Consider the following 22766-nt stretch of genomic DNA (forward strand, 5'->3'; position numbering starts at 1 on the left):
TAATGTAACATAAAATTACAATATATCAAGTAATATGAACAAATATATAATAAATTTTTCCACAATATTGGATAGCAAAGTAATTTTATTTACATATGTACTGATAAAAAATACTGATGCAATGCCTAATTAAAGAGTACTTTTACAACTACAAACACAACATTACGAAAATGCATGATACAATGGCTAATCTAACAAATAATTTCCTACTATACTTAATTAGAAAACTTATATACTTTTTTACAAACAATAAAAATGTGATACTAATAGATAGTAACACACTAAAAAATAAAAATATTATTGACTGAATAATATATTCAATATAGAATGAAGGTATTATATTCAAGGTTTTAATTAAATATAAATATGTTAACGTGGCGCGTGAGTGCTTAAATACTAAGCTAGTTACTTGTAGGTGTTTTACTGGTTGTTGTTTATTATCCAAGTAATACAATAACTTGGTGAGGTTTTATTCATCTGCCATGTATAGATTTCAATGCGTGTGTAGCTGCGTTCTTTTTTCTTCATCACCTTTATTTATTTTGGTTAAATAGTCAAAATGCCTATTATTTTATAAAAAGTGCACAGGTATTATGTTTGCACTTTTAAAGTAGCTGTATAACCCATTAACTATAAATGCATAGTGTAGTTATTAATAGAACATTTTTCAATTAACAGGGAGATGAGAACATGCAAGGGGGATGGACATTTAACAATACTCAAAGGAAATTTTACAAAGACATACTGAAGCATATACAAAAAAATCAAGTTGTGAATCCAACTATTAGACAACCAATAGGTTATCTTTCACATAAGTTTGATCAGTGGCTTTTTGCTGTCCAAAATACTCCTCATGAAAAGTGTGTTATAATCACTGAGGAATGCCTTAATACAATCATTTTAAATTCAATAGACTTTCAAAGCTTTGCATTAGTATCAGAAAAACTTGATGCAGATTTTCAAGAGCAATGTGATGCACAAGGAATACTATTTTTATCTGGTCTTCGCTTACAATTAACAAAACACATTGCTAAACAAGTAAGGGATAGTGGTGTAGGAGCAATACCTTTATGTGATATTGAAAGGCTGTTAAACCAAAATACACCATTACCAATTAATTTCAATCCAGCAGACATTGACTGTTATAGTGATTTCGTAGATAGCATATTAAATGCCAGTAATAAAGACGTTCTATATGAAGAAGCACAAAAAGTACTTAATATAGTAGCTCCACTAACTCCTTATATTCTAATAATGAGAGGTTTATCACATGCAATTATAAAACGTACAAACCCTCACTCAGAAATAAATCATGATGAACAGCTTGTTATAGAAGCTAAAACATCTATTTTATTACATACAACAGCTGCAACACAACTTACAAGAGAAACTCAAGTATCTCTAGCTAATGAAGCATTTGCTCATGAACATCCAGTACAAGATAAAATTATTAGAGCAGCTAATTATTTTAATACATACCTTAGTAGTACCATTTCATGGACATATATTGGTAGTATACTCTCAGTATTCGTAACACGTATGTATGCTGGATATGCTAGCAGTAGAGCAGAATCAGATATACAATCTGCATTATTACAAGCACGTCATAATGTTACTTTTAATCATACCCGCATCTATCAGCCTGATTTAAATATTAACCCAAATCATACCACCGGAAATAACACAGTTGTTTATGCCCCCAGACACCCTTCTGAACAATTCCCAGAACACCAAGGCGTTCTAAATGGGGCTCCTTCTTATGCAACAACTCTAATGTCTACACTACAGCTTACTTGGACACTGCCTAATATAATTCTAGGACAAAAAAAAAGAACGTTTATTCTCAAGCATTTAAAAAAATATAGACCTACACAAGAAGATCGAAGAAATGATAATAAGTTCTTAGCTACAGTAATATTTCGCTGGTTCGGAAATGTCATTATACAGCCTGTTGATTGCGTAGATTCTGAACTTAAAGATGCCTTTTTCAGATGGACTATCTTTAGGTTCTTTACACCACTTGCACCAATTGAAGAACCATTAAAAATGCGAGGCCTTTATGCTCGTCTTACCAGGAAATGTTACCGAAATCAAGAAAGAGAGCTCCAGATAAGTAACAGGATTATGAATAGTGCTAGTTTAGCAATACTGGCCTTTGAATATTTAGATGTAGCGCTCGGATTTCCGTTCCCAATATGTTCAGCAATATTAAAAGGAACAAGAATTGCGTCAGTGGTACTTCCAGTATTAGTAAACAGATTACGTGATAATATAACTTATAACCCAAGATTCAGAAGGTTTATACTTGCAAACATGTTAAGAACAGGATCTTCACCTCTTGTATTAACAGGTTTTGACCTAATCGGTAATTCAATACGTTACGTGAGTTTATTAACAGCATTTGATGTAATGGCAACCGTAAATGTTGATGCAGTATCATCTAGTATTTTATACGAAGCTGATGTATTAGAACAACACATCATGATTATTGAAGATACAGTAGAAAATATTATATTCACCAATAGAGGAAGCCTAGCATTACTTGCCCCAAGCATGGAAATAAGATTTACTGACTCAAGAAATCGAATAACTATTAGTGAAATCTTAGAAGAAGATGAAGAGGAGTTACAAACTCGTCGACATGCAACTAGAGAGCACAACAGTACAGAAATAATCTACAGGTTAAGGGGAGCAAGACGTGTATTACATCAGGAAGTACCTGGTACAATGCGGGACGGAATACCTCTATTATCCTATAGGAGACGTCACAGCAGCAGCACTATAGAAGAACCAATAATAGGCCCTGAGGAAAGAGCAGCATATTTTTATGAACAAAATATATTGCATCCAAACAGGAATATTGAAACAAGAACACAACCAGGTACACATCATGTGGCATCAAAAAATCTACTGAATTCAGACATATATCTTGAAGCACAAAATCCAGTAATATTAATTTCTCATACAAGACGTTCTAGTGTAGACATTTCACAAGAACAACCTGTAGTGTTTGTAGAACAACAAGAGTCAGATGTAGATGATCAGCCTGAAACTCCTGAACTAAGAGCAGCATATTTCTATCAACAAAATATACTGCATCCAAGAAGGAATACTGAAACAAGCATACCACCAGGTGTATCTCCTGCGCGGGCACCAACAGGTATGCTGAATGAAAGTATATATCTTGAAGAACAAGAAGGAGAAAGGTTAACATCTTACAGAAGATGTTCTAGTATCACACTTACAGAAGAAGAATGTGAATTACAACAAGTAATTGTAGAACAACAAGATCCAGATAGAGGTCCTCATCCTACAGATAGTGACATCATTAATCTAAGAGCAACATATTTCTATCAACAAAATATACTGCATCCAAGGAGGGATACTGAAACAAGCACAACACCAGGTGTATATCATGTGCGGGCACCAGTAAATATGCTGAATGCAGATATATATCTTGAAGAACAAAATGAAGGACAGTTAACATCTTATACAAGACATTCCGGCACTACATCTTCTAATCAAGGAAGATCAAGAAGATCAGGTAGAAGTGCCTTAAATGAACCATTACCAGACTCTCAGATAAGACAAGCCTTTTTCTCTCAACTACATCCAAGAAGAAGATCAGGTGATCCATTACAGGATATAATACCAGAAAGTATGATGCAAGCAGAGATACTTCTAGATCCAGAAGAGGATCCTCCATTACTATTTGGTAGAAACATTCCTACATGCAGTATTACAGAAATCATAACTGAAGAAAGTGATACCTCAACACAGCAAGCAGCTGGAGCTACTGCAACTCCTATCGGAGGCGCAGATGATGATGATAATACATTACCAAGTTCAACACTTCACGTCTCTTCTGCTACACACCACGGTGCTCCTTTATCAAGATAATGTTATACAACATAGAAGGCCTGAATGAAATTGTAAAACCAAGTTCATTCAGGTTTCCTAAATCTCTTAACTCTTCTTTATTAAGATAGCATAAAGGTACTTACTTTCTCTGAAAAAGTCCTGAATGAAAGTATAAAGTCTAAGTAGATGATTCAAGTCTTTTTGTAAAGTACTGCACTCCTCATTATCCTACATAACATTGTTATCAATTCTTACAAAAATCAATAGCATGTATACCACCAAGAAATACACATAATAAGTACATATTTTCTATAATTGGACAACCAATAAAAATGCAGAGAGCATACAACAATAGGAACATTTACATCATTAACACACAGATATTTTTATAACAACCAACTAATAAACAAAGTAGTAACATCTTGGTACACAGTAATCAAATTGTACATTCAACAATATCCCACATAACATTGTTATCAATACTATTAAAACAGTAAAAAGGTATTAATGACTATATTAAAATACCTGAGTAAACATAAATCCTATGATTTAACTCTCTTTACAAACTGTCAAATTCTTTATTATCAAGATAGTAAAAATACTCTAGCTATAATATTGAAAAAGACTTCAATGAAATTATTAAATTTTATATTTTTTCATTACATTTTTAAGTCTATCAATTTTTAACAACAGATGATAATATAAGATAAAATAACCTTTTACACATCACATACTAATAAACTACAGTTAACATTAATTTCTCTGGACCACAACATAAAGATTTAGAACTTCAGAATAAATAAAAACAACAAAGTAACTTCTTCGTTACAGAAATGGATCAAGAAAAGGGATTCGAATCCTCGACCTTTATTTTGGCAAGGTAACACTTTACCAATTTTAACAACAGATAATAACATAAGTAAAATAACCTTTTACACATAACACACTAATCAACTATAGTTAACATTAATTTCTGGACCACAATATAAAGATTTAGAACTTCAGAATAAATAAAAACAACAAAGTAACTTCTTCGTTACAGAAATGGATCAAGAAAAGGGATTCGAATCCTCGACCTTTATTTTGGCAAGGTAACACTTTACCAATTTTAACAACAGATAATAACATAAGTAAAATAACCTTTTACACATAACACACTAATCAACTATAGTTAACATTAATTTCTGGACCACAATATAAAGATTTAGAACTTCAGAATAAATAAAAACAACAAAGTAACTTCTTCGTTACAGAAATGGAGCGGGAAAAGGGGTTCGAACCCTCGACCTTTACCTTGGCAAGGTAACGCTCTACCAACTAAGCTACTCCCGCACAATCTTCAAGTATTATTTTGGAGTTTAATGATAAAATAATAACTGTAACAGTGCAAGAAAATTATAATAACCCTTCCATAATATCTCACAATAAAAACTGCAAAACTTAAAATTTACTACGATAATAAGAAAATAATGCCTAAAAGTACAAATTGGTATAATATTACCACCATCATACTTCAAGTGTTATTAGATATTATATATCAAATAACATCTAAACATTTACAATAAAAATATATTAAAACCTCGGAGACAAACAAATGATCAAACGTTACAGTAGACCTGAAATGTCATCAATTTGGGAAGACAATAATAAGTTCAAAATATGGATGGACATAGAATACTACGCATGCGAAGCACAAGCAAAATTAGGTGTTATACCTGATCACATACTCAATAATTTAAAAAACAAAATTGAACATTTTGATATTAACCGCATAAATGAAATCGAGTCAGTAGTAAAACACGACGTAATAGCATTTTTAACATATATATCAGAATCTACCAATGCAGATATAAGATACTTACACTACGGTATGACAAGCTCTGATGTATTAGATACTTGCTTATCCATACAATTAAAGCAATCTTGTAATTTATTATTAGATAACATAGAAATCATATTAAACATTTTAAAACAAAAATCTATAGAAACAAAATATATATTATGCATGGGACGTAGTCATGGCGTACATGCAGAACCAGTAACATTTGGATTAAAACTTGCAAGATTTTACGCAGAATTTAAGCGTAATTACAACAGATTAAAAATGGCTCAAGATGAAATATCAGTATGTAAGATTTCTGGAGCTATGGGTAACTTTGCCAACATTGATCCATTTGTTGAAAATTATGTAGCAAATGCATTAAATCTTAGACCAGAATCTATATCATCACAAGTAATACCAAGAGATCGCCATGCTATGTTTTTTGCAACTTTAGGAGTTATTGCATCTTCCATAGAAAACATAGCAATAGAAATTCGTCACCTTCAAAAAACTGAAACACTAGAAGTCACAGAATATTTTTCAGCTGGACAGAAAGGAAGTTCTGCAATGCCTCACAAGAAAAACCCCATATTAAGTGAAAATCTTACAGGCCTTGCCAGAATGATACGAAGTTACGTAATTCCTGCTCTAGAAAATGTTGCTTTATGGCACGAAAGAGATATATCACATTCCTCTGTAGAAAGATGTATTGCACCAGATGCTTGTATTGTTACAGATTTTGCATTAGCAAGGTTAGCAAATTTGCTCAATAACATGATCATATATCCTAATAATATGGATAAGAATCTAGCACAATCAAAAGGTTTAGTATTCTCTCAACGGGTACTTCTTGAATTAGTAAAATATGGGTTAAAAAGAGAAACAGCTTATCAAATAATTCAAGAACGGGCATTAAAAACATGGAATAACGATAGCCATTTTCTAGATGAACTAAAAAAAGATCCACAAGTATTAAAATGTATAAGTAACGAAAGTTTAGAATCTTTATTTAACTTTGATTATTATACACAACATATAGACACAATATTCGATAAGGTTTTTAAAGAATAAATAATTAATTAAGTTCAGTTTTTAATGTTAATTAATATATAAAGTCATTATGAAGCTACTAAGTTATTAATTTTTAAACTAAATATTAAAAAATATAAGATCTTTAGTTAAGCAAATTGTTAATTAGTTAAAAAAACAATTAAATAAAATATGAATAATGTAATTTTATATTAAAATAATAAATAATTGTTATTGACTATTTATCATTTTCTGATTACAATCCTATTATATTAATTTAAAAGATTAATAAATACGGTCCTACCTTACTATCAATGCATAACCATTAGGTAACACACACTTTATCTTACAAAGGTAAGGTAGGGCCTCTATCTAATTTAGACACAAACTAGTTTAACTACACACATGCCTAATTTTATACATTTCTACAGTTTATTGCAAGTGGTTTTTATACAACCAAAAGTTATAACCAAAAGAATTAAACAATTATAAAGAAAGTTGTTGTTACTACTTAAACCCTACGCAACTTATTACAAACAACCTTTCCTTTTTAACAAAAATCACTAAGATTACCCAGCTTCTTTTCAAGAAGTATATACACTGAATTTAATAATAGATGATTTAAAAACCATTCACAATAATCAATCTATTAACATTCATATTTCTGCTATACCATTTTCACATCATCAAGTACGTATTGCGTACCTATTTCTAATACAGTACCAATACATGCCTAAAATCACTCTCTAAATACGATATATCTTTAGTATAAACCCATCTCTGACATACCTCTTCAAAAACACATATCTAGTTACCTACAAATAGTCATGTATATAATACTATAGTCAGATTAAGCCATATCTAAGAGCTATTGATAAACCTTAGCCAATATATTATTCATTCTTTCAGCAAAATCACTAACATCCTGTAGCTCTTCTCCTTCAAGAATACATGCTTGATTCAATAATAAATGCAACATGTTTTCTAATGTAACACTTTCCCCAGCATTAGCATGTTCATCTATCATTTTAGTAACAATAGGATGTTTAGGATTGATCTCCAAAATCTTTGTGCTCTTATAATTCAATTGCTTCTGTTCCCTTAAAAATCTTTCCATTCTAATATCCATGGAACCATCCGCTACAGCTAAACATACTGGGCTATTTGTTAATTTTTTCGATACCCTAACGCTACTGACTAATTTATCAAGTACTTGAGCTGCATACTTAACAAATGTGTCTACTTTTTCTTTAGAATCAACGCTCTCATCTTCATTTTCCTTAATTTCTTCACTCTTATCAAGATGAGCAAGTTTTTCTAAATCTTCATCCGCTCGTATAACTGATTTTAAAGGCACCTTTTGATAATCAGTTACCACATTCGTCCAAAAATCATCTACAGGATCAACTAACAGTATAACTTCTATCCCGCGACTTATAAACCCTTCCAGTTGAGGACTCTTTTTCACAGAATCTAAATCATTACCAGTTAAATAATAAATATTATCCTGCCCTGCTTTCATTCTTTCAATATAATCTTCCAAGCTAATTAACGAATCATCACTGTATGTACTATAAAAACGACATGCTGACATTAACTCTTCACGAAACTCTGTGTTCATCGATTCACACAATCCTTCCTTCAATACTGAGCCAAAATTTTCCCAAAATTTTTTATAATCTTTAATATCACTCTCAGCTTTTTTCTTAAGTTCAGATAGTACTCTATTAACTATAGATTGTTTTATCTTCTCAATAATTTTGTTATTTTGTAAAGTTTCACGGCTGATATTTAAAGGTAGGTCTGAAGAATCTATTATACCTTTTAAAAATCTCAAATACTGAGGTATAATTTGTACATTATCTTCAGTAATGAATACTTTATTCACATATAATTTTACTGAACATTTCCTATCAGGATGAAATAAATCAAATGGTTTAATAGATGGTATATACAATAAATTAGTGTACTCTACTACCCCTTCATTTTTATTATGTAATATCATCCAAGGTTCACCACCAACATGAGCTACTGTACGGAAAAAATTTTGATGTTCTTCTGCAGATATTTCACCTTTAGATTTTGTCCAAATAGCAGCATCACTATTTAACTTCTCTTCTTCTCCCTTATCATTTAAGAAATAAACTGGATAATTAATATGGTAAGAATATGTAGTAATAATATGTTCTATACGAAACCTATCAGTAAATTCAGATTCTTCAGGCTTTAATATTAAAGTAATCTTAGTTCCACGGGAAATTTGATTATCCTCCAGTTGAGAAATAGTAAATTCTCCATCTCCATGAGATTTCCACTGATACCCTATAGATTCTCCAGCTTTACGAGACTCAACTATAACCTCACTTGCCACCATAAATGCAGAATAAAAACCTACACCAAATTTACCTATTAGTTCAACAACACCTTGAGAAGAAGTTCCATTATTAATTTCATCCAAAAACCTTTGTGTACCAGAATGCGCTATGGTACCTAAATTATCTATTAGGTCTTGCCTATTCATTCCAATACCATTATCAGATATATATAATCTATTTTTATCTTGGTCTACACTGATAACTATTTTAAAATCAGAATCTTGGTCTATTAAATCTTGATTAGATAGAGATTCATAACGTAACTTATCACATGCATCTGAAGCATTAGAAACTAATTCTCTTAAAAAAATATCCTTATTTGTATAAAGAGAGTGTATAACAAGCTTTAACACCTTACCTACTTCGGCATCAAACTTCAATTTCTCAGAATTTATAACATCTTGCATATTAACCCTCTTAAACTAGTATTAAATAAATAAGTAATAACTACAGCAACAATTTTCAAGTTATTAAATTACTAATTCTCATAAATTTGTAGTAAATCCATAGCATGCTTATACACCATAAGCTCAGAATCTGCATTACCAACTATCTCTTTTATTACCTCGATAGCACCATCTATATTATTATTTTTTAGCATATACACTGCTATTGCTTCTTTAATAGATGACTTATAAACTTCAGATTTTGTAGACAAAAATTTCTGAACTTTACTTTTCAATAAATCTAAATCCTCTCCTTTAAGCAATGCTATAATCTCCAAATACTCTGCTAACTCCCTCAACTCAGGCATGAGTCTTTTATCAGCAGCTAAATCAGCATATATTGACTGTGCTTTTGCTACTTCATTCTCCCCATACATACCTGCTAACTTAAACTTAGCTAAGTACTGGTAGTTAGAACCATCAACTTTAGCAACATCATTCAATATTTTTATCATTTCATGTTCACTAACTTCACCCATTAAAGCATCATACATCATATCACCCATACGTTGTGATAACTTCTCATGACGGTTATTTACCCATGAAACCATCCCTGCAAACACTACTAATAAGACAACTATAATACCACATATCCACTTCATATTTGGAACAACTTTAACTATGTTTAACCCCATAAAATGTCCAATCAACTAACAAGATAATATCAATGTAAAAAAATAAATGTGCATAGTCAATGCATTTTAGGAAGTTATCATAAACACTGTATAACACATATCCTTTTGATGTACATATATTCATTTTAATACTAGCAAAAGTATATGTATAAACCATTTATACCCAGACAAACTTTGACTTAAGCAAATTACACAATACCTTTCTTGATCAACATACTCGTTATGCAATATTAATCAGCAATGTAATACACTTAGCGTAACACTTTAGCAAGTTCATAAACTTTTACTTTCATATTTACATAAATCTTGAACAACACACTAACTACACAACGGCTTTCTTGACTTACACACATATCTATCATGCAATATTAATCAAATAATACACTTAACATCACACTCTAGCAAGTTCATAAACTTTTACTTTCATATTCACATAAATCTTGAACAACACACTGACTACACAATGGCTTTCTTGACTTACACACATGTCTATCATGCAATATTAACCAAGTAATACACTTAACATCACACTCTAGCAAGTTCATAAACTTTTACTTTCATATTCACATAAATCTTGAACAACACACTGACTACACAATGGCTTTCTTGACTTACACACATACCTACCATGTAATACTAACCAATGATGCGCATATAATAACCACTTTTTTGGTATTACATTTAACAACGCGTCCTCTGTCTTTAATACATTACTTTCCTTAACTAATCCTATCCTATTACTTACTCTAAACACATGAGTATCAACAGCAACAGTTGGTAAATTTAACCATGTATTTAAAAAAACATTAGCACTTTTTCTACCTACACCCGGTAATGCAACAAGAGTATTAAAATCTAAAGGTACATTACTATTGTGTTGATTTATAATAATTCCGCTAAGTGCAATAATATTCTTAGATTTAGAATTATATAATCCTATTGTATTTATATAATTTTTTAGTCCTTTTTCTCCAAGATCTAACATTTTTCTTGGAGTATCAGCAACTTCAAATAGTTTATCTGTAATCTTATTTACACTAACATCAGTAGTACGTGCAGATAAAACTATTGCTATTAGTAAAGTAAAACTATTAGTATACTTCAGTTCTATTCTGGGGTGAGGATTATGCTCCTTAAATTTAGTAAAGAGTAAATTTATATTCCTTCGATTCATTAATCTGCATACACAACTTATATATTACCATCAATATCAGAATTATCCTTAGCATCAATTATCTTTGCTACTGAAACAACTTTTTCACGTTTCTCAGTCTTAAATAAAGTAACACCTTGAGTACTTCTACCAATAATTCTGATATCACTTACAGCAATACGAATTAGCTTACCTTTATCTGTAATTAACATTATATGATCATTAGATTCTACAGGAAAACTAGCTACCACATTGCCATTCCTTGCAGTTGTCAAAATATTAACAACACCTACTCCCCCTCTCAAAGTAGTGCGATATTCATATGCAGAAGTTCTTTTTCCAAAGCCATTTTCAGTTACTGTTAAAATAAATTGTTCATTTTGTACCATAGTAACAAATATGTCTTGTTCTAATCCAAGATCACATAATATCTTAGCTATACCTCCATTAACAACACCTTCCTCTTTAACACACATACGCTTGTCTAAAGGAACTTTTAAATACAGATCCTTTTTCTCAGAATCTATATCCATAGCTAGCAATACAGACATAGAAATGACATTATCATCTGAAGATAGCTTAATAGCTCTTACCCCATCAGACATTCTGCCCTTAAACTGACGAACATTACTTACAGAAAACCTAATACTTTTCCCTAACCTTGTAGACAATAAAACATGATCCTCTTCCTTACATACCTTCACAGATATCAAAGTATCTCCTGTATCAAGTACCATAGCTATTTTACCGTTACTAGGTACATATTGAAAATCTGAAAGTGCATTACGTCTTAAATTACCTGATGCAGTTGCAAAAACAATATTCAATATTTCCGCATCTTCTACATTATCAGGTAAAGGCATAACACTAGTTATAGATTCATTCTCACTCAGCGGAAAAATATTTACTAATGATCTTCCACGTGATGTAGGTTCACCTAATGGAAGCTTATAAACCTTCAACTTATATACTCTACCAATATTAGAAAAGAACAATACACTAGTATGAGTATTAACTACAAAAAGATTAGTTATTACATCTTCTTCCTTAATAGCCTGTCCTATTCTCCCCTTTCCACCTCTTTTCTGAGCTCGATAATTTGAAAGCTTAGCACGTTTAATATAACCACTCATAGTGACAGTAACTACCATATCTTCTTTTGGTATAAGATCTTCAATATCGGTCTCAAAATGTGAATAATCTATAGTAGTTCTCCTAGGAACAGCTAATTTTGCTTTAATCTCTTTAAACCCATCCTTAATCAATTGTAATAAAGACTCTTTGTTTTTAAGAAGCTCAGTATACTGTTTAATCATCGATACCATTGACTTTAAGTCAAGTTCCAATTTTTCCTTTTCCAGGTTTGTGAGACGCTGTAATTTCATTTCCAGTATCGATTTTACTTGTACACCTGTTAATTGACATACATTGTCAATGACAATGCTTTTACTATCGGCAACAAGTTCTATCATCTCTCTAACAGATGTTAGAGCATCCCACTTACATTCAAGTAACCGCTTAGTAGCCTCTGCTGTGTCACGAGATGATCTAATAATAGCAATAACTTTGTCAATATTTAACACAGCAATGTACATGCCTATATATAAATGAGCTCTTTCCCGAACCTTTCTTAATCTAAACTGGGTACGACGTGTTAAAACTTCCTTTCTATACTCAACAAACGTAGATATAATGTCTGGTAAAGACATCACTTTTGGTTTATTATTATCTAATACAAGCGTATTAATACTAAAGCTCGTTCTCAATGGAGTTAATCCTAAAATTTGATTTAAGATAACCTGATGAGACACCTGTTTCTTTAATTCAATTGCAACTCGTATCCCCATTTTGTTAGATTCATCTCGTAAATCTAATATCCCTTCTATCTTTTTTTCTTTGATCAGTTCATGGATACGCTCAATAAGTTTTGCCTTATTTACCTGATAAGGAATTTCATCAATAATTATTGCTTGCTTTCCAGACGGTAAATCTTCTAAATGAGTTTTCCCCTGAATAATAATTGTTCCTTTACCTGTCATAAATGCAGAACGTATACCAGCATCCCCTAAAATAGTACCACCAGTAGGAAAATCAGGACCACGAACTATATTAATTAACTCATCAAAAGTAATTTCAGGATTATCTATGTAAGCTATACAAGCATCTATTACTTCCCCTAAATTGTGAGAAGGAATATTGGTTGACATACCAACAGCAACACCACCAGCTCCATTAACCAGTATATTAGGAAATTCTGCTGGTAATACTACAGGCTCTACTTCATTCTCATCATAATTAGGCCGAAAATCTACAGTATCTTCATCTATGTCATTTAATAAAAAATGTGCTGCCTTCGCCAATCTAGCTTCTGTATAACGCATAGAAGCTGGAGGATCACCATCTATTGAACCAAAATTACCCTGACTATCAATTAACGGCAATAGCAAAGAAAAATCCTGCGCCATTCTTACTAATGAATCATAAATTGCCGCATCTGCATGAGGATGATATTTCCCCATAACATCACCAACAACACGTGCTGCTTTTTTATACGGCTTACCATAATCATAACCAGACTTATACATAGAATACAAAATCCTTCTATGCACAGGTTTTAATCCATCTCGTATATCAGGAATCGCCCTACTAACTATAACGCTCATTGCGTAAGATAAGTAAGAATCTTCTAATTCTTGTTCTATAGAAACCGGTATGACATTATTGACATCACTCATCTAATACTTATTAACTAACCTTAAAATATATCACACATCTTAATTCCCAAGCACATCAAGGTCAAGTAATTGTTTCCAAAAACAACCAACTAACATTGCTACTAAAAACATCATATAACCCAAAATGAGCTGTTCCTCCTGCTATACAACCACACCAAGTATTTGTATTGCACAACCATTATTACTTCAACTTAAAATTTAAACTAAAACAGACAAAACATATTTATTATTTTGTGATGAGGTCTATTCTATATTAAAAGCGTAACCACATTAAAAAACACAGGTATTACAAATTAATAATGTGTCATTATTGCATAAAAATATCTAAATTTAATTACTACTATTTTTTAACAAATATACACCAATATACTATTGTCACGCTATATTTCATCACATTAACAAACCGTTCTCAAAAATATAATATTAAGATCTTACTTTGACTGTACCAGAAAAAAAATATAATATACTCCAGATAATGATGAATTTATTGCATTATGGAAGATTATATAACTTCACTTAATGAAGACCAGAGGGAAGCTGTCATTAATATAAATGGTCCTATTTTAATATTAGCCGGAGCAGGTACAGGTAAAACTAGAACTATTACTTCAAGAATAGCATACATCATTAATAACAATTTTGCATTACCTAGCCAAATTTTAGCAGTAACATTTACTAATAAAGCAGCAAACGAAATGCTATCTAGAATTAGTGAATTAACACCTGTATATAATATCTGGTTAGGAACTTTTCATGCAATAGCAGCAAAAATCTTAAGACAGCATGCTGAAGTAGTTGGATTAAAAAACGATTTTACAATCATTAACACAGACGACCAACTACAAGTAATAAAAAATATTGTCAATGACATGCATCCCGAATATGCATCAGATGCCCATAAAATTATCTTAAATAAAATACAAAGATGGAAAGATAGAGGACTTATACCAAGCAATATTACTGAAACAGAGTTATATAAACCTATTAATACAGTAGCATTGAGTACATATCACATTTATCAAGAAAGATTAAAATTTTTAAACTGCGTTGATTTTGGAGACTTACTACTATACAACATTCAAATATTCACTACACAACATAATGTCTTATCCCATTACCAAGAACAATTTAAATACATAATGGTTGATGAATATCAGGACATAAATACAATTCAATATTTATGGTTAAGATTATTAGCTCAAAAATACAAAAATCTATGCTGTGTTGGAGATGATGACCAATCAATATATAGTTGGCGGGGAGCAGAAGTAGGAAATATTTTAAAATTTTCTGATGATTTTCCAAATGCAAAAATTGTTCGATTAGAATGTAACTACAGATCAACATCTAATATATTAGACGTTGCCACAGCGATAATAAATAACAATAAATCAAGGTTAGGAAAAAAGCTATGGACAACAAACGAGAAAGGACAAAAAGTTAATTTAATGAAATTTTGGGATAGTAAAGCAGAAGCACAGTATATATGTGAATATATTAAAAATTTACATGACTACCAATTTAACGAGACAGCTATTTTAGTAAGGGCAGGATTTCAAACAAGAATATTCGAGGAATACTTCATTAAATATAGCATACCATATAAGATAATTGGTGGTACAAGATTCTACGATAGACAAGAAATTCGTGATATCATCGCCTATTTAAAAATTACAGTTAACCCTAATAATGACATCGCTTTTGAAAGAATAATTAATAAACCTAAACGACATATAGGAGCATCAACTCTTAATAAAATATACTTATGTGCTAAACAAAATAATACATATTTTTTGAACGCAGCAAAAATTCTAATTTCAAATAATCAACTACCTGACAAAGCATCCCGATCTTTAAATAACTTATTAAATAAGATTGACTCTTGGAAAGAATCTTTATCATCTGATTCAATATCAAACACTGTTAAAATGATAGCTTACGACTCAGGATATGTAGACATGTTAGAAAACGAAGGTGAAAATGGTTTAGCAAGAATAGAAAACATAAAAGAACTTTTTTCTGCATTATTAAGTTTTAATGATGTAAATGAATTTTTAGAACACATCAGCCTTGTAACAGAAACAGACTCATTAAATTACAATGACAACTACACATATATTATGACATTACATGCAGCAAAAGGATTAGAATTCCCTATAGTTTTTCTACCTGGATGGGAAGAAGGAGTATTTCCACATGAAAAATCTTTACAAGACAGAACAGGAGAAGCACTAGAAGAAGAGAGAAGACTCGCCTATGTTGGGATTACACGAGCACGTGAACAACTATTTATATCATGCGTAGCAGTAAGAGATATTAACAACTGGCGCCAGCAAATGAAAATATCAAGATTTATAAAGGAATTACCTGCAGAACATGTACAAGTTATAAAAAATATTTCTAGCTATTATTAATTATTAAGTTTTGTGAATCGGTTAATGCTAATAACAGCATTATGTAACAGTATAGAATTCTTTACCATTTCAACACATAGGGTATGATGTGCAACACTAACCACATTTTTATACATAATTTATAATCCTTTCGCGTCATTTAATATATACACGATAATACATTCATTAATTGTTAAAGAATTACATCTATACTACTTACAGTATTTATTATAAAGAATCTCCAATGCTAAATCAATTAAGATCCGCGATGCGCAGATTAACTATGCCATCATTTATGCAATCCTTAAAAGGCTTCAGTGTTCAGGGTATTAGAAATACAAAATATACTGAATGTACAAGTGGTGAACAAGCCTGGAAGGATATGTCAAGAAACGACATATCAATAAATGGACAGAATACTAACATTAATCAACTAATTGATCGGTATAACAAAGAGAATCCACGACCACAAGGCAATGAATATCGTACAATCTTACATTCAATGCTTAATTCGACGTTTTATCGGTACTCTGGACAAAAGATTAACCCTGCTCTTCGTGACGAATGTATAACAATGTTAAATCAAACATCTTTGCATGGTTCACTATATACACAGATAATGCATAGTGCTGGAAAAGATATACAGCACAGAATATATCCTAATAACAGTATTATACCGGCCCCACAATGTTATGATACTAAAATCAAAGTAATTTCAAACTCAACATTAAAGGTACAGTATCAGGAAACAATAAACTTTAGAGACATAGCATCAGGAGATACTGTATGCACTGTTAAGGGGAAACTGTCATTCTATGTCAGCGCAAATGAACACGGTCACATATTATATAATTCTCCTAAAATATCACTGCAATTACCAGCACAAATATCATCAGCCCTAGTTCCTAGGGGCAGGGTTTTCATGAGTAACATGTTCACTCCTCTAAGTAATATAGTAGGTAGGATAAATGCATTTTTTACTAATACTCCTTTTCAGAAAACAACTCCATACAAGATAACACGTGGTAACGATATAGCTAGGATAGAATATAGTTTACAAAATTACGCATGCTTACCAGTATCAATGGAAATACAAGATCAAAAAGAAGAAAATCAGGAGAAGCAGATACAACAACAAGCTCAACACGATATGTTTGAGGACATTCCACTGGACACAGAAGATCAAAAAGAAGAAAATCAGGAGCAACAGACACAACAACAAGCTCAATACGATATATTTGAGGACATTCCACTGGATACAGAAGATCAAAAAGAAGAAAATCAGGAGGAGCAGATACAACAACAAGCTCAACACAATACATCTCAGAACATGCAAGCAGATAATACAAATTCAAAAAACAGTAAACAAAATGTCAGCAACAAAATTACTGTTTCCGCAATTGTACATGCACCACAACAAAACAATAATACACCTACCTCTTCTCGCTCTGTATAACAATAGTTCTCTAATATAAAATGTATAATCTCTTCTACACTTTCAAAATCCTGACTTCACTTAAAACCTACAGATAAATTTACTCCTTTATTTGTCGCAAAAATCGAACTAATCCCCAATACTTCTATCATGAAAACCGTGAAATACCTATAATTCACTCATCACAAAATAGTAAAATAAACATTTATGTTCATCCACAAGTACAAAACTATATAAAACTATACCCAAGCTAAAACTCCATATACTCCAAAAATAATAATACATATTTTATTCAAAAACACTCATCAAAATAACACCAATATATCTCATTACCACTTACATTATATAAAATATATAAAATTTAAATAAAAAGATTAATTTATTATAAATAATATGCTAAAGTAAACGTAAATATACATAGTGTGGCATATGAACAATACCATTTTAACAATCATAATCATCATAGCATTAATAATACTGATGATTGTTCTTCTATCATTTATCTTTTGCGCTATTAATAACAGATCTCACAAGGTATTCTTTGATAAACAATTACCCAACATATCTAGAGATTTTATACAAACAATATTTTACCCAGAAAATAACAACCAACTAAACATAACAAATCTATCGCACAAAATTCTTAGCAACCAATTAGCGGTTAGTATGCCTAATCTTGACGAAAATTTATTTAAACAGTTACCTAGAATATTAAAATTTTACCAATCACAAGATACATCCAATACATACATTAACCAACATTTTCAATATATAGTACAATCGTTAGGTATAAAAACGAACTATAACAACCTTAAAACATATCATCCTAAAATTGCTTTAGCTGCAACCTTAGATAATATGTTTACAGTCCTAAATAACTCAGAAATTAGCCCAGATATAATACATGAAATTGTCAATCATTTCCATCAAGAGGTATATGAACAAGCAGGAATTAAAATATTAAATAACATTTTTAATACAGATAAAAACCCTACTAATATTATTAAACCTGTAAACCATATTATACAATTTGCAGTATATAACTATAATCTAATAACTATAAGCATAATTAGCAATATGTCATTATTCGACACTGCAAAGCCTAATAAGGTACATTCTTTTAGTAGCGTTTTCCATTTCAATATGTTATTAAGAAAAAACCCACGAACAAACAGAAGCTCTATATCATATAATCAAACAACCTTTACTTTATTCATTCCTAATAGTATTAAACATTACATTACAAAAGAAAAGTGTAACACACAATGTATGCAACCTTCTTCTATAACACAAGATCCTGATTGTGCCACATTACATTATTACAACACAAGTAATTCTCATACTTCTACCTTAGAATATCGCTTACCAAACCCAAAAGCCAAACCATTATTTCAAAACAGAAGAGATAATATACAGATCTAATAGATATTACTACAAATTAAACATTCTAATAAAAAAGGAACCAATAAAAAGTGCTATAAAACACATATGTATACTTATACACCAATATTAAAATTAGTTAAAACATAATACATAAAATGATAACACTCTCACAACTATAACAGCTATATTAGATACAGAAACAACTATTTAATATTCATTAACAATACAATATAAACTACTAAATTTAGTACTGTATTAATTACTTTAAATAAACCCATATAAATATTACGGAATATTAAAAAGAAAAGTAAACCTATATTAATCAATTTCCTGGAAAATTAGTAAGAATATTATGAATTAATATATTCACTTTTTTTAATCTATTAGTTAATTAAATAATCTTTAAAAATAATATTTGTAAACTATCCTTGTAAAATATTTAATATTGTAATATAATTTAACAATAAATTTTATTAATAATTTAAATATTAGTCTAGTATATAAAAAACTTAGGTATAAAAACATGAGTCACAATTTTTCAATAGAAATTGCTGTAATAGCATTATTGTCTGTAATGTTAATCATATTTCTAGCAGTTGCTACGTTTTACTACCTACGCAACAAGCAATCAACATTGTTCAAAAAATATATACCCATGTCAGAAGAAACAATGAAGCAATCAATTTTTGCACTTCCTATTCAAAACCGACCAAATAGTGCCGCTACACAGGGTAAAACATCACACCTAGATTTCCATCGTATTCAGTATACTATCAATGGTATGAAAGTCCATGCTGCAACATTTTTTACCCAATATAATACATTAGAATCAACCATAAAGTCCGGAAATATGACATCTGACTGTAATGTTATTAGGCTAGCAAACAAACATAAAGAAGCCATAAAACAAGCATTAGATATAGATGATAAAACATGTCGCGACATGTTTTACCACAGGATAGCAATGGCCACAATTTTTGAATTAATTTTCGACACAAACACTGGAGTGGTTCCCAACATAAATATAACACATGAAATAGTAAGCCATTGTAATCAAGCAGGAAATTTCGCTATGCCAGCAATGTTCTTTGAAAAAATTTTAAAAACATGTAAAGAATTTAATATTACTAAAACAAAGATTAAAGATCTAAAGGCATCACTTACAATAGAAAACAGTAATGAAATAACATGTACTATTAGCACACACACTAAAATATACAAGCATAACCAAACTCAGGGATACGTTTTACCATTCAAATTAACATTTACGATGATGCCAGAAAATAGTCACAGCTTTTCAGATATGTTATACAAAAACATTACTTTAGAAGTAACAGTACCTGACACAATACAAAAGTATATTACAAACAACACTACTAGTAGTAAAATTGAGAGTAACAGAATCACATTAACTAATATGTGCAGAAATTCAGAAGGTAATACACACCTTACATATTCTTTACCAAATTTAAAAATTCCTTCATTAATTAATAAATCAAGTTTCGGTGCTATAGTAAAGCATAACTATGAATCTGTTGAAAGTTGCTCACCAGTAGTACAGCATCAAACACATCATTAAACACTTGTATTCAAATTTCCAAAGTAGCCTGTACTTTTTTACACAATACAAGTTTTCTACTACATAATTATAATTGAATTTACATTTGCTATATTAATTATAAAGAATTATTATTGTTTTTTTTCATTATTTTAATATACTTAAATATTATAGTTAAATGATTAATGTTTTATAACTCTAAGAAATACTATAGAAGTACAATATTATGGACTACCTTAGTAGCATAGCAATAACTTTAATATTATTAATTATAGTTTTTATAGTAATACTAATTATAGCACTTCGTATTTTTAAAGATAGTAAAATTGACACAATAGAAATTTTTCAACAGCACTTGACTTCTATGTCACAAGAAAATGTATTACAAGTTATGTTCCCTACTACCAAGCAAACAATAAATACTGACATCATTAATTGTAACGCATTTCTTACTGATATCTGCCGCACTGATATCACTATTCAGAATACCAAAATTAACCGCGATAGAATAAAAAATATACTTTCAGGTTACATTAACACACAACAAAGTACTAAATTAACAGATAAACATTCATCATACTTATCAAATATAAGTAATACAAATCTTCGTAATAGAACTCTTGCAGCTGCAATTTTAGAACAAATGTGCTCAAATGTAAAACCTAATATAGTAATAAAAGAAAGCATTATACACGAGTTAATCAGCTGTTTACATCAAGGATGTTTTTTCAGCATTTCGTACAAAATAATCAATAGCATTTTTAATAAAGGTTCAGAAGAAGATCCAAACTATATTGTACGAGGCAGAAACACTAACACATCAATTAAAATAAAAAACAGTCATATAATAATTTGTGACATTAAAAATGATATACTTATAAATGATAAAGGTAATGTTGATACAGCAAAATATATACTTACAAGCAAACTAACTTTTTCAATATCATCAAATCCAAAGAACAGTTACAGTCCTATTTCATACAAAGATATAAAATTAACATTACACTTTCCTAAAAACATGAGACAATACATCACAAGTGAAAAACCAGTAAGGAACGTACAAGAAAATTTACCTCATGCTGTCTTAGTAAAAAAAAGCAGGAACACATTAGTATATCAACTACCAAGCTTTACATCTAACAGCATACTACTAGAATATTACAACAAACTTCTACAAAATGCAGAGAGTATACAACCACTAGAACATTTACATCATTAACACACAGACATTCTTATAACATACAACAGCCAACTAACAAACAAAGCAGCAACTGTTACATCAGTAATCAAAATGTACATTCAACAATACCCTACATAACATTGTTATCAGTTCTGACAAAAATCAATAGCACCTTATCACCAACAAATACACATTAATATGTACATATTTTCTATAATTAGATAACTAATAAAAATGCAGAGATCATACAAACAACAAAAACATTTACATCATTAACACACAAACATTTTTATAACATATAACAGCCAACTAACAAACAAAGCAGCAACTGTTACATCAGTAATCAAAATGTACATTCAACAATACCCTACATAACATTGTTATCAGTTCTGACAAAAATCAATAGCACCTTATCACCAACAAATACACATTAATATGTACATATTTTCTATAATTAGATAACTAATAAAAATGCAGAGATCATACAAACAACAAAAACATTTACATCATTAACACACAAACATTTTTATAACATATAACAGCCAACTAATAAACAAAGCAGCAACTGTTAGTACATCAGTAATCAAAGTGTACATTCAACAATACCCTACATAACATTGTTATCAGTTCTGACAAAAATCAATAGCATTTATATCACCAAGAAATACACATTAATATGTACATATTTTCTATAATTAGATAACTAATAAAAATGCAGAGAGTATACACAAACAACAAAAATATTTACATCATAACACACA

Annotated in this window: 12 protein-coding genes, 1 tRNA gene and 1 pseudogene; 8 read left to right on the forward strand and 6 right to left on the reverse strand. The window is 30.4% G+C overall.

What is annotated here, in order from left to right; genetic code table 11:
* The first annotated feature begins 690 nt into the window (after positions 1–690).
* On the forward strand, positions 691–3900 hold the full coding sequence (locus tag ECH_RS03515) for a Cpg1 family polymorphic protein (RefSeq protein ID WP_011452852.1): 3210 nt from the start codon (positions 691–693) through the stop codon (positions 3898–3900).
* 1217 nt (positions 3901–5117) lie between these two features.
* On the opposite strand, the gene ECH_RS03520 is transcribed toward ECH_RS03515, so the two are convergent.
* Positions 5118–5193, reverse strand: a tRNA-Gly gene (locus ECH_RS03520).
* A 262-nt stretch (positions 5194–5455) separates the two neighbouring features.
* On the opposite strand from ECH_RS03520, the gene purB reads away from it, so the two are divergent.
* Entirely contained in the window at positions 5456–6754 is a 1299-nt protein-coding gene (purB, locus tag ECH_RS03525; protein ID WP_006011170.1) for an adenylosuccinate lyase, read from the forward strand.
* Between the two features lie 570 nt (positions 6755–7324).
* A pseudogene (locus ECH_RS04895) lies at positions 7325–7432 on the forward strand (tRNA pseudouridine(38-40) synthase TruA); the annotation flags it as partial.
* Between the two features lie 148 nt (positions 7433–7580).
* Here ECH_RS04895 and htpG read toward each other — a convergent pair.
* The 5 genes from htpG to gyrA all read right to left on the reverse strand — a co-directional run bounded on the left by htpG (position 7581) and on the right by gyrA (position 14056).
* The gene (gene htpG / locus ECH_RS03530; protein WP_011452854.1) at positions 7581–9494 is read right to left on the reverse strand and encodes a molecular chaperone HtpG; all 1914 of its coding nucleotides are present in this window, start codon (positions 9492–9494) and stop codon (positions 7581–7583) included.
* A 71-nt stretch (positions 9495–9565) separates the two neighbouring features.
* Complete coding sequence (locus ECH_RS03535) at positions 9566–10168, reverse strand: hypothetical protein (protein WP_006010072.1); 603 nt, start codon at positions 10166–10168, stop codon at positions 9566–9568.
* 407 nt (positions 10169–10575) lie between these two features.
* Positions 10576–10713, reverse strand: coding sequence for an endonuclease III (locus ECH_RS04785; protein WP_011452857.1), 138 nt, complete (start codon positions 10711–10713; stop codon positions 10576–10578).
* A complete protein-coding gene (nth, locus tag ECH_RS03540) occupies positions 10710–11342 on the reverse strand; it encodes an endonuclease III (RefSeq protein ID WP_006010070.1) in 633 nt (210 codons plus the stop codon). Before nth ends, ECH_RS04785 begins: the two co-directional genes overlap by 4 nt.
* Positions 11343–11359: 17 nt before the next feature.
* Positions 11360–14056, reverse strand: a complete 2697-nt coding sequence (gyrA, locus tag ECH_RS03545) for a DNA topoisomerase (ATP-hydrolyzing) subunit A (RefSeq protein ID WP_006010068.1) — start codon at positions 14054–14056, stop codon at positions 11360–11362.
* Between the two features lie 494 nt (positions 14057–14550).
* Here gyrA and ECH_RS03550 point away from each other — a divergent pair, with 494 nt between their 5' ends.
* From ECH_RS03550 to ECH_RS03570, 5 genes are all read left to right on the forward strand, one after another.
* Positions 14551–16470 (forward strand): ATP-dependent helicase, encoded by a 1920-nt coding sequence (locus ECH_RS03550; RefSeq protein WP_006010066.1) that lies wholly within the window; start codon positions 14551–14553, stop codon positions 16468–16470.
* A gap of 223 nt (positions 16471–16693) precedes the next feature.
* Entirely contained in the window at positions 16694–17905 is a 1212-nt protein-coding gene (locus tag ECH_RS03555; RefSeq protein WP_011452860.1) for a hypothetical protein, read from the forward strand.
* A gap of 408 nt (positions 17906–18313) precedes the next feature.
* Positions 18314–19306 (forward strand): hypothetical protein, encoded by a 993-nt coding sequence (locus tag ECH_RS03560; RefSeq protein ID WP_006010062.1) that lies wholly within the window; start codon positions 18314–18316, stop codon positions 19304–19306.
* A 484-nt stretch (positions 19307–19790) separates the two neighbouring features.
* Positions 19791–20846, forward strand: coding sequence for a hypothetical protein (locus ECH_RS03565; protein WP_044147713.1), 1056 nt, complete (start codon positions 19791–19793; stop codon positions 20844–20846).
* Positions 20847–21051: 205 nt separating this feature from the next.
* On the forward strand, positions 21052–22044 hold the full coding sequence (locus ECH_RS03570) for an ECH_0866 family protein (RefSeq protein ID WP_011452863.1): 993 nt from the start codon (positions 21052–21054) through the stop codon (positions 22042–22044).
* The last annotated feature ends 722 nt before the right edge of the window (positions 22045–22766 follow it).

This window comes from Ehrlichia chaffeensis str. Arkansas, assembly GCF_000013145.1.
Taxonomy (GTDB): domain Bacteria; phylum Pseudomonadota; class Alphaproteobacteria; order Rickettsiales; family Anaplasmataceae; genus Ehrlichia; species Ehrlichia chaffeensis.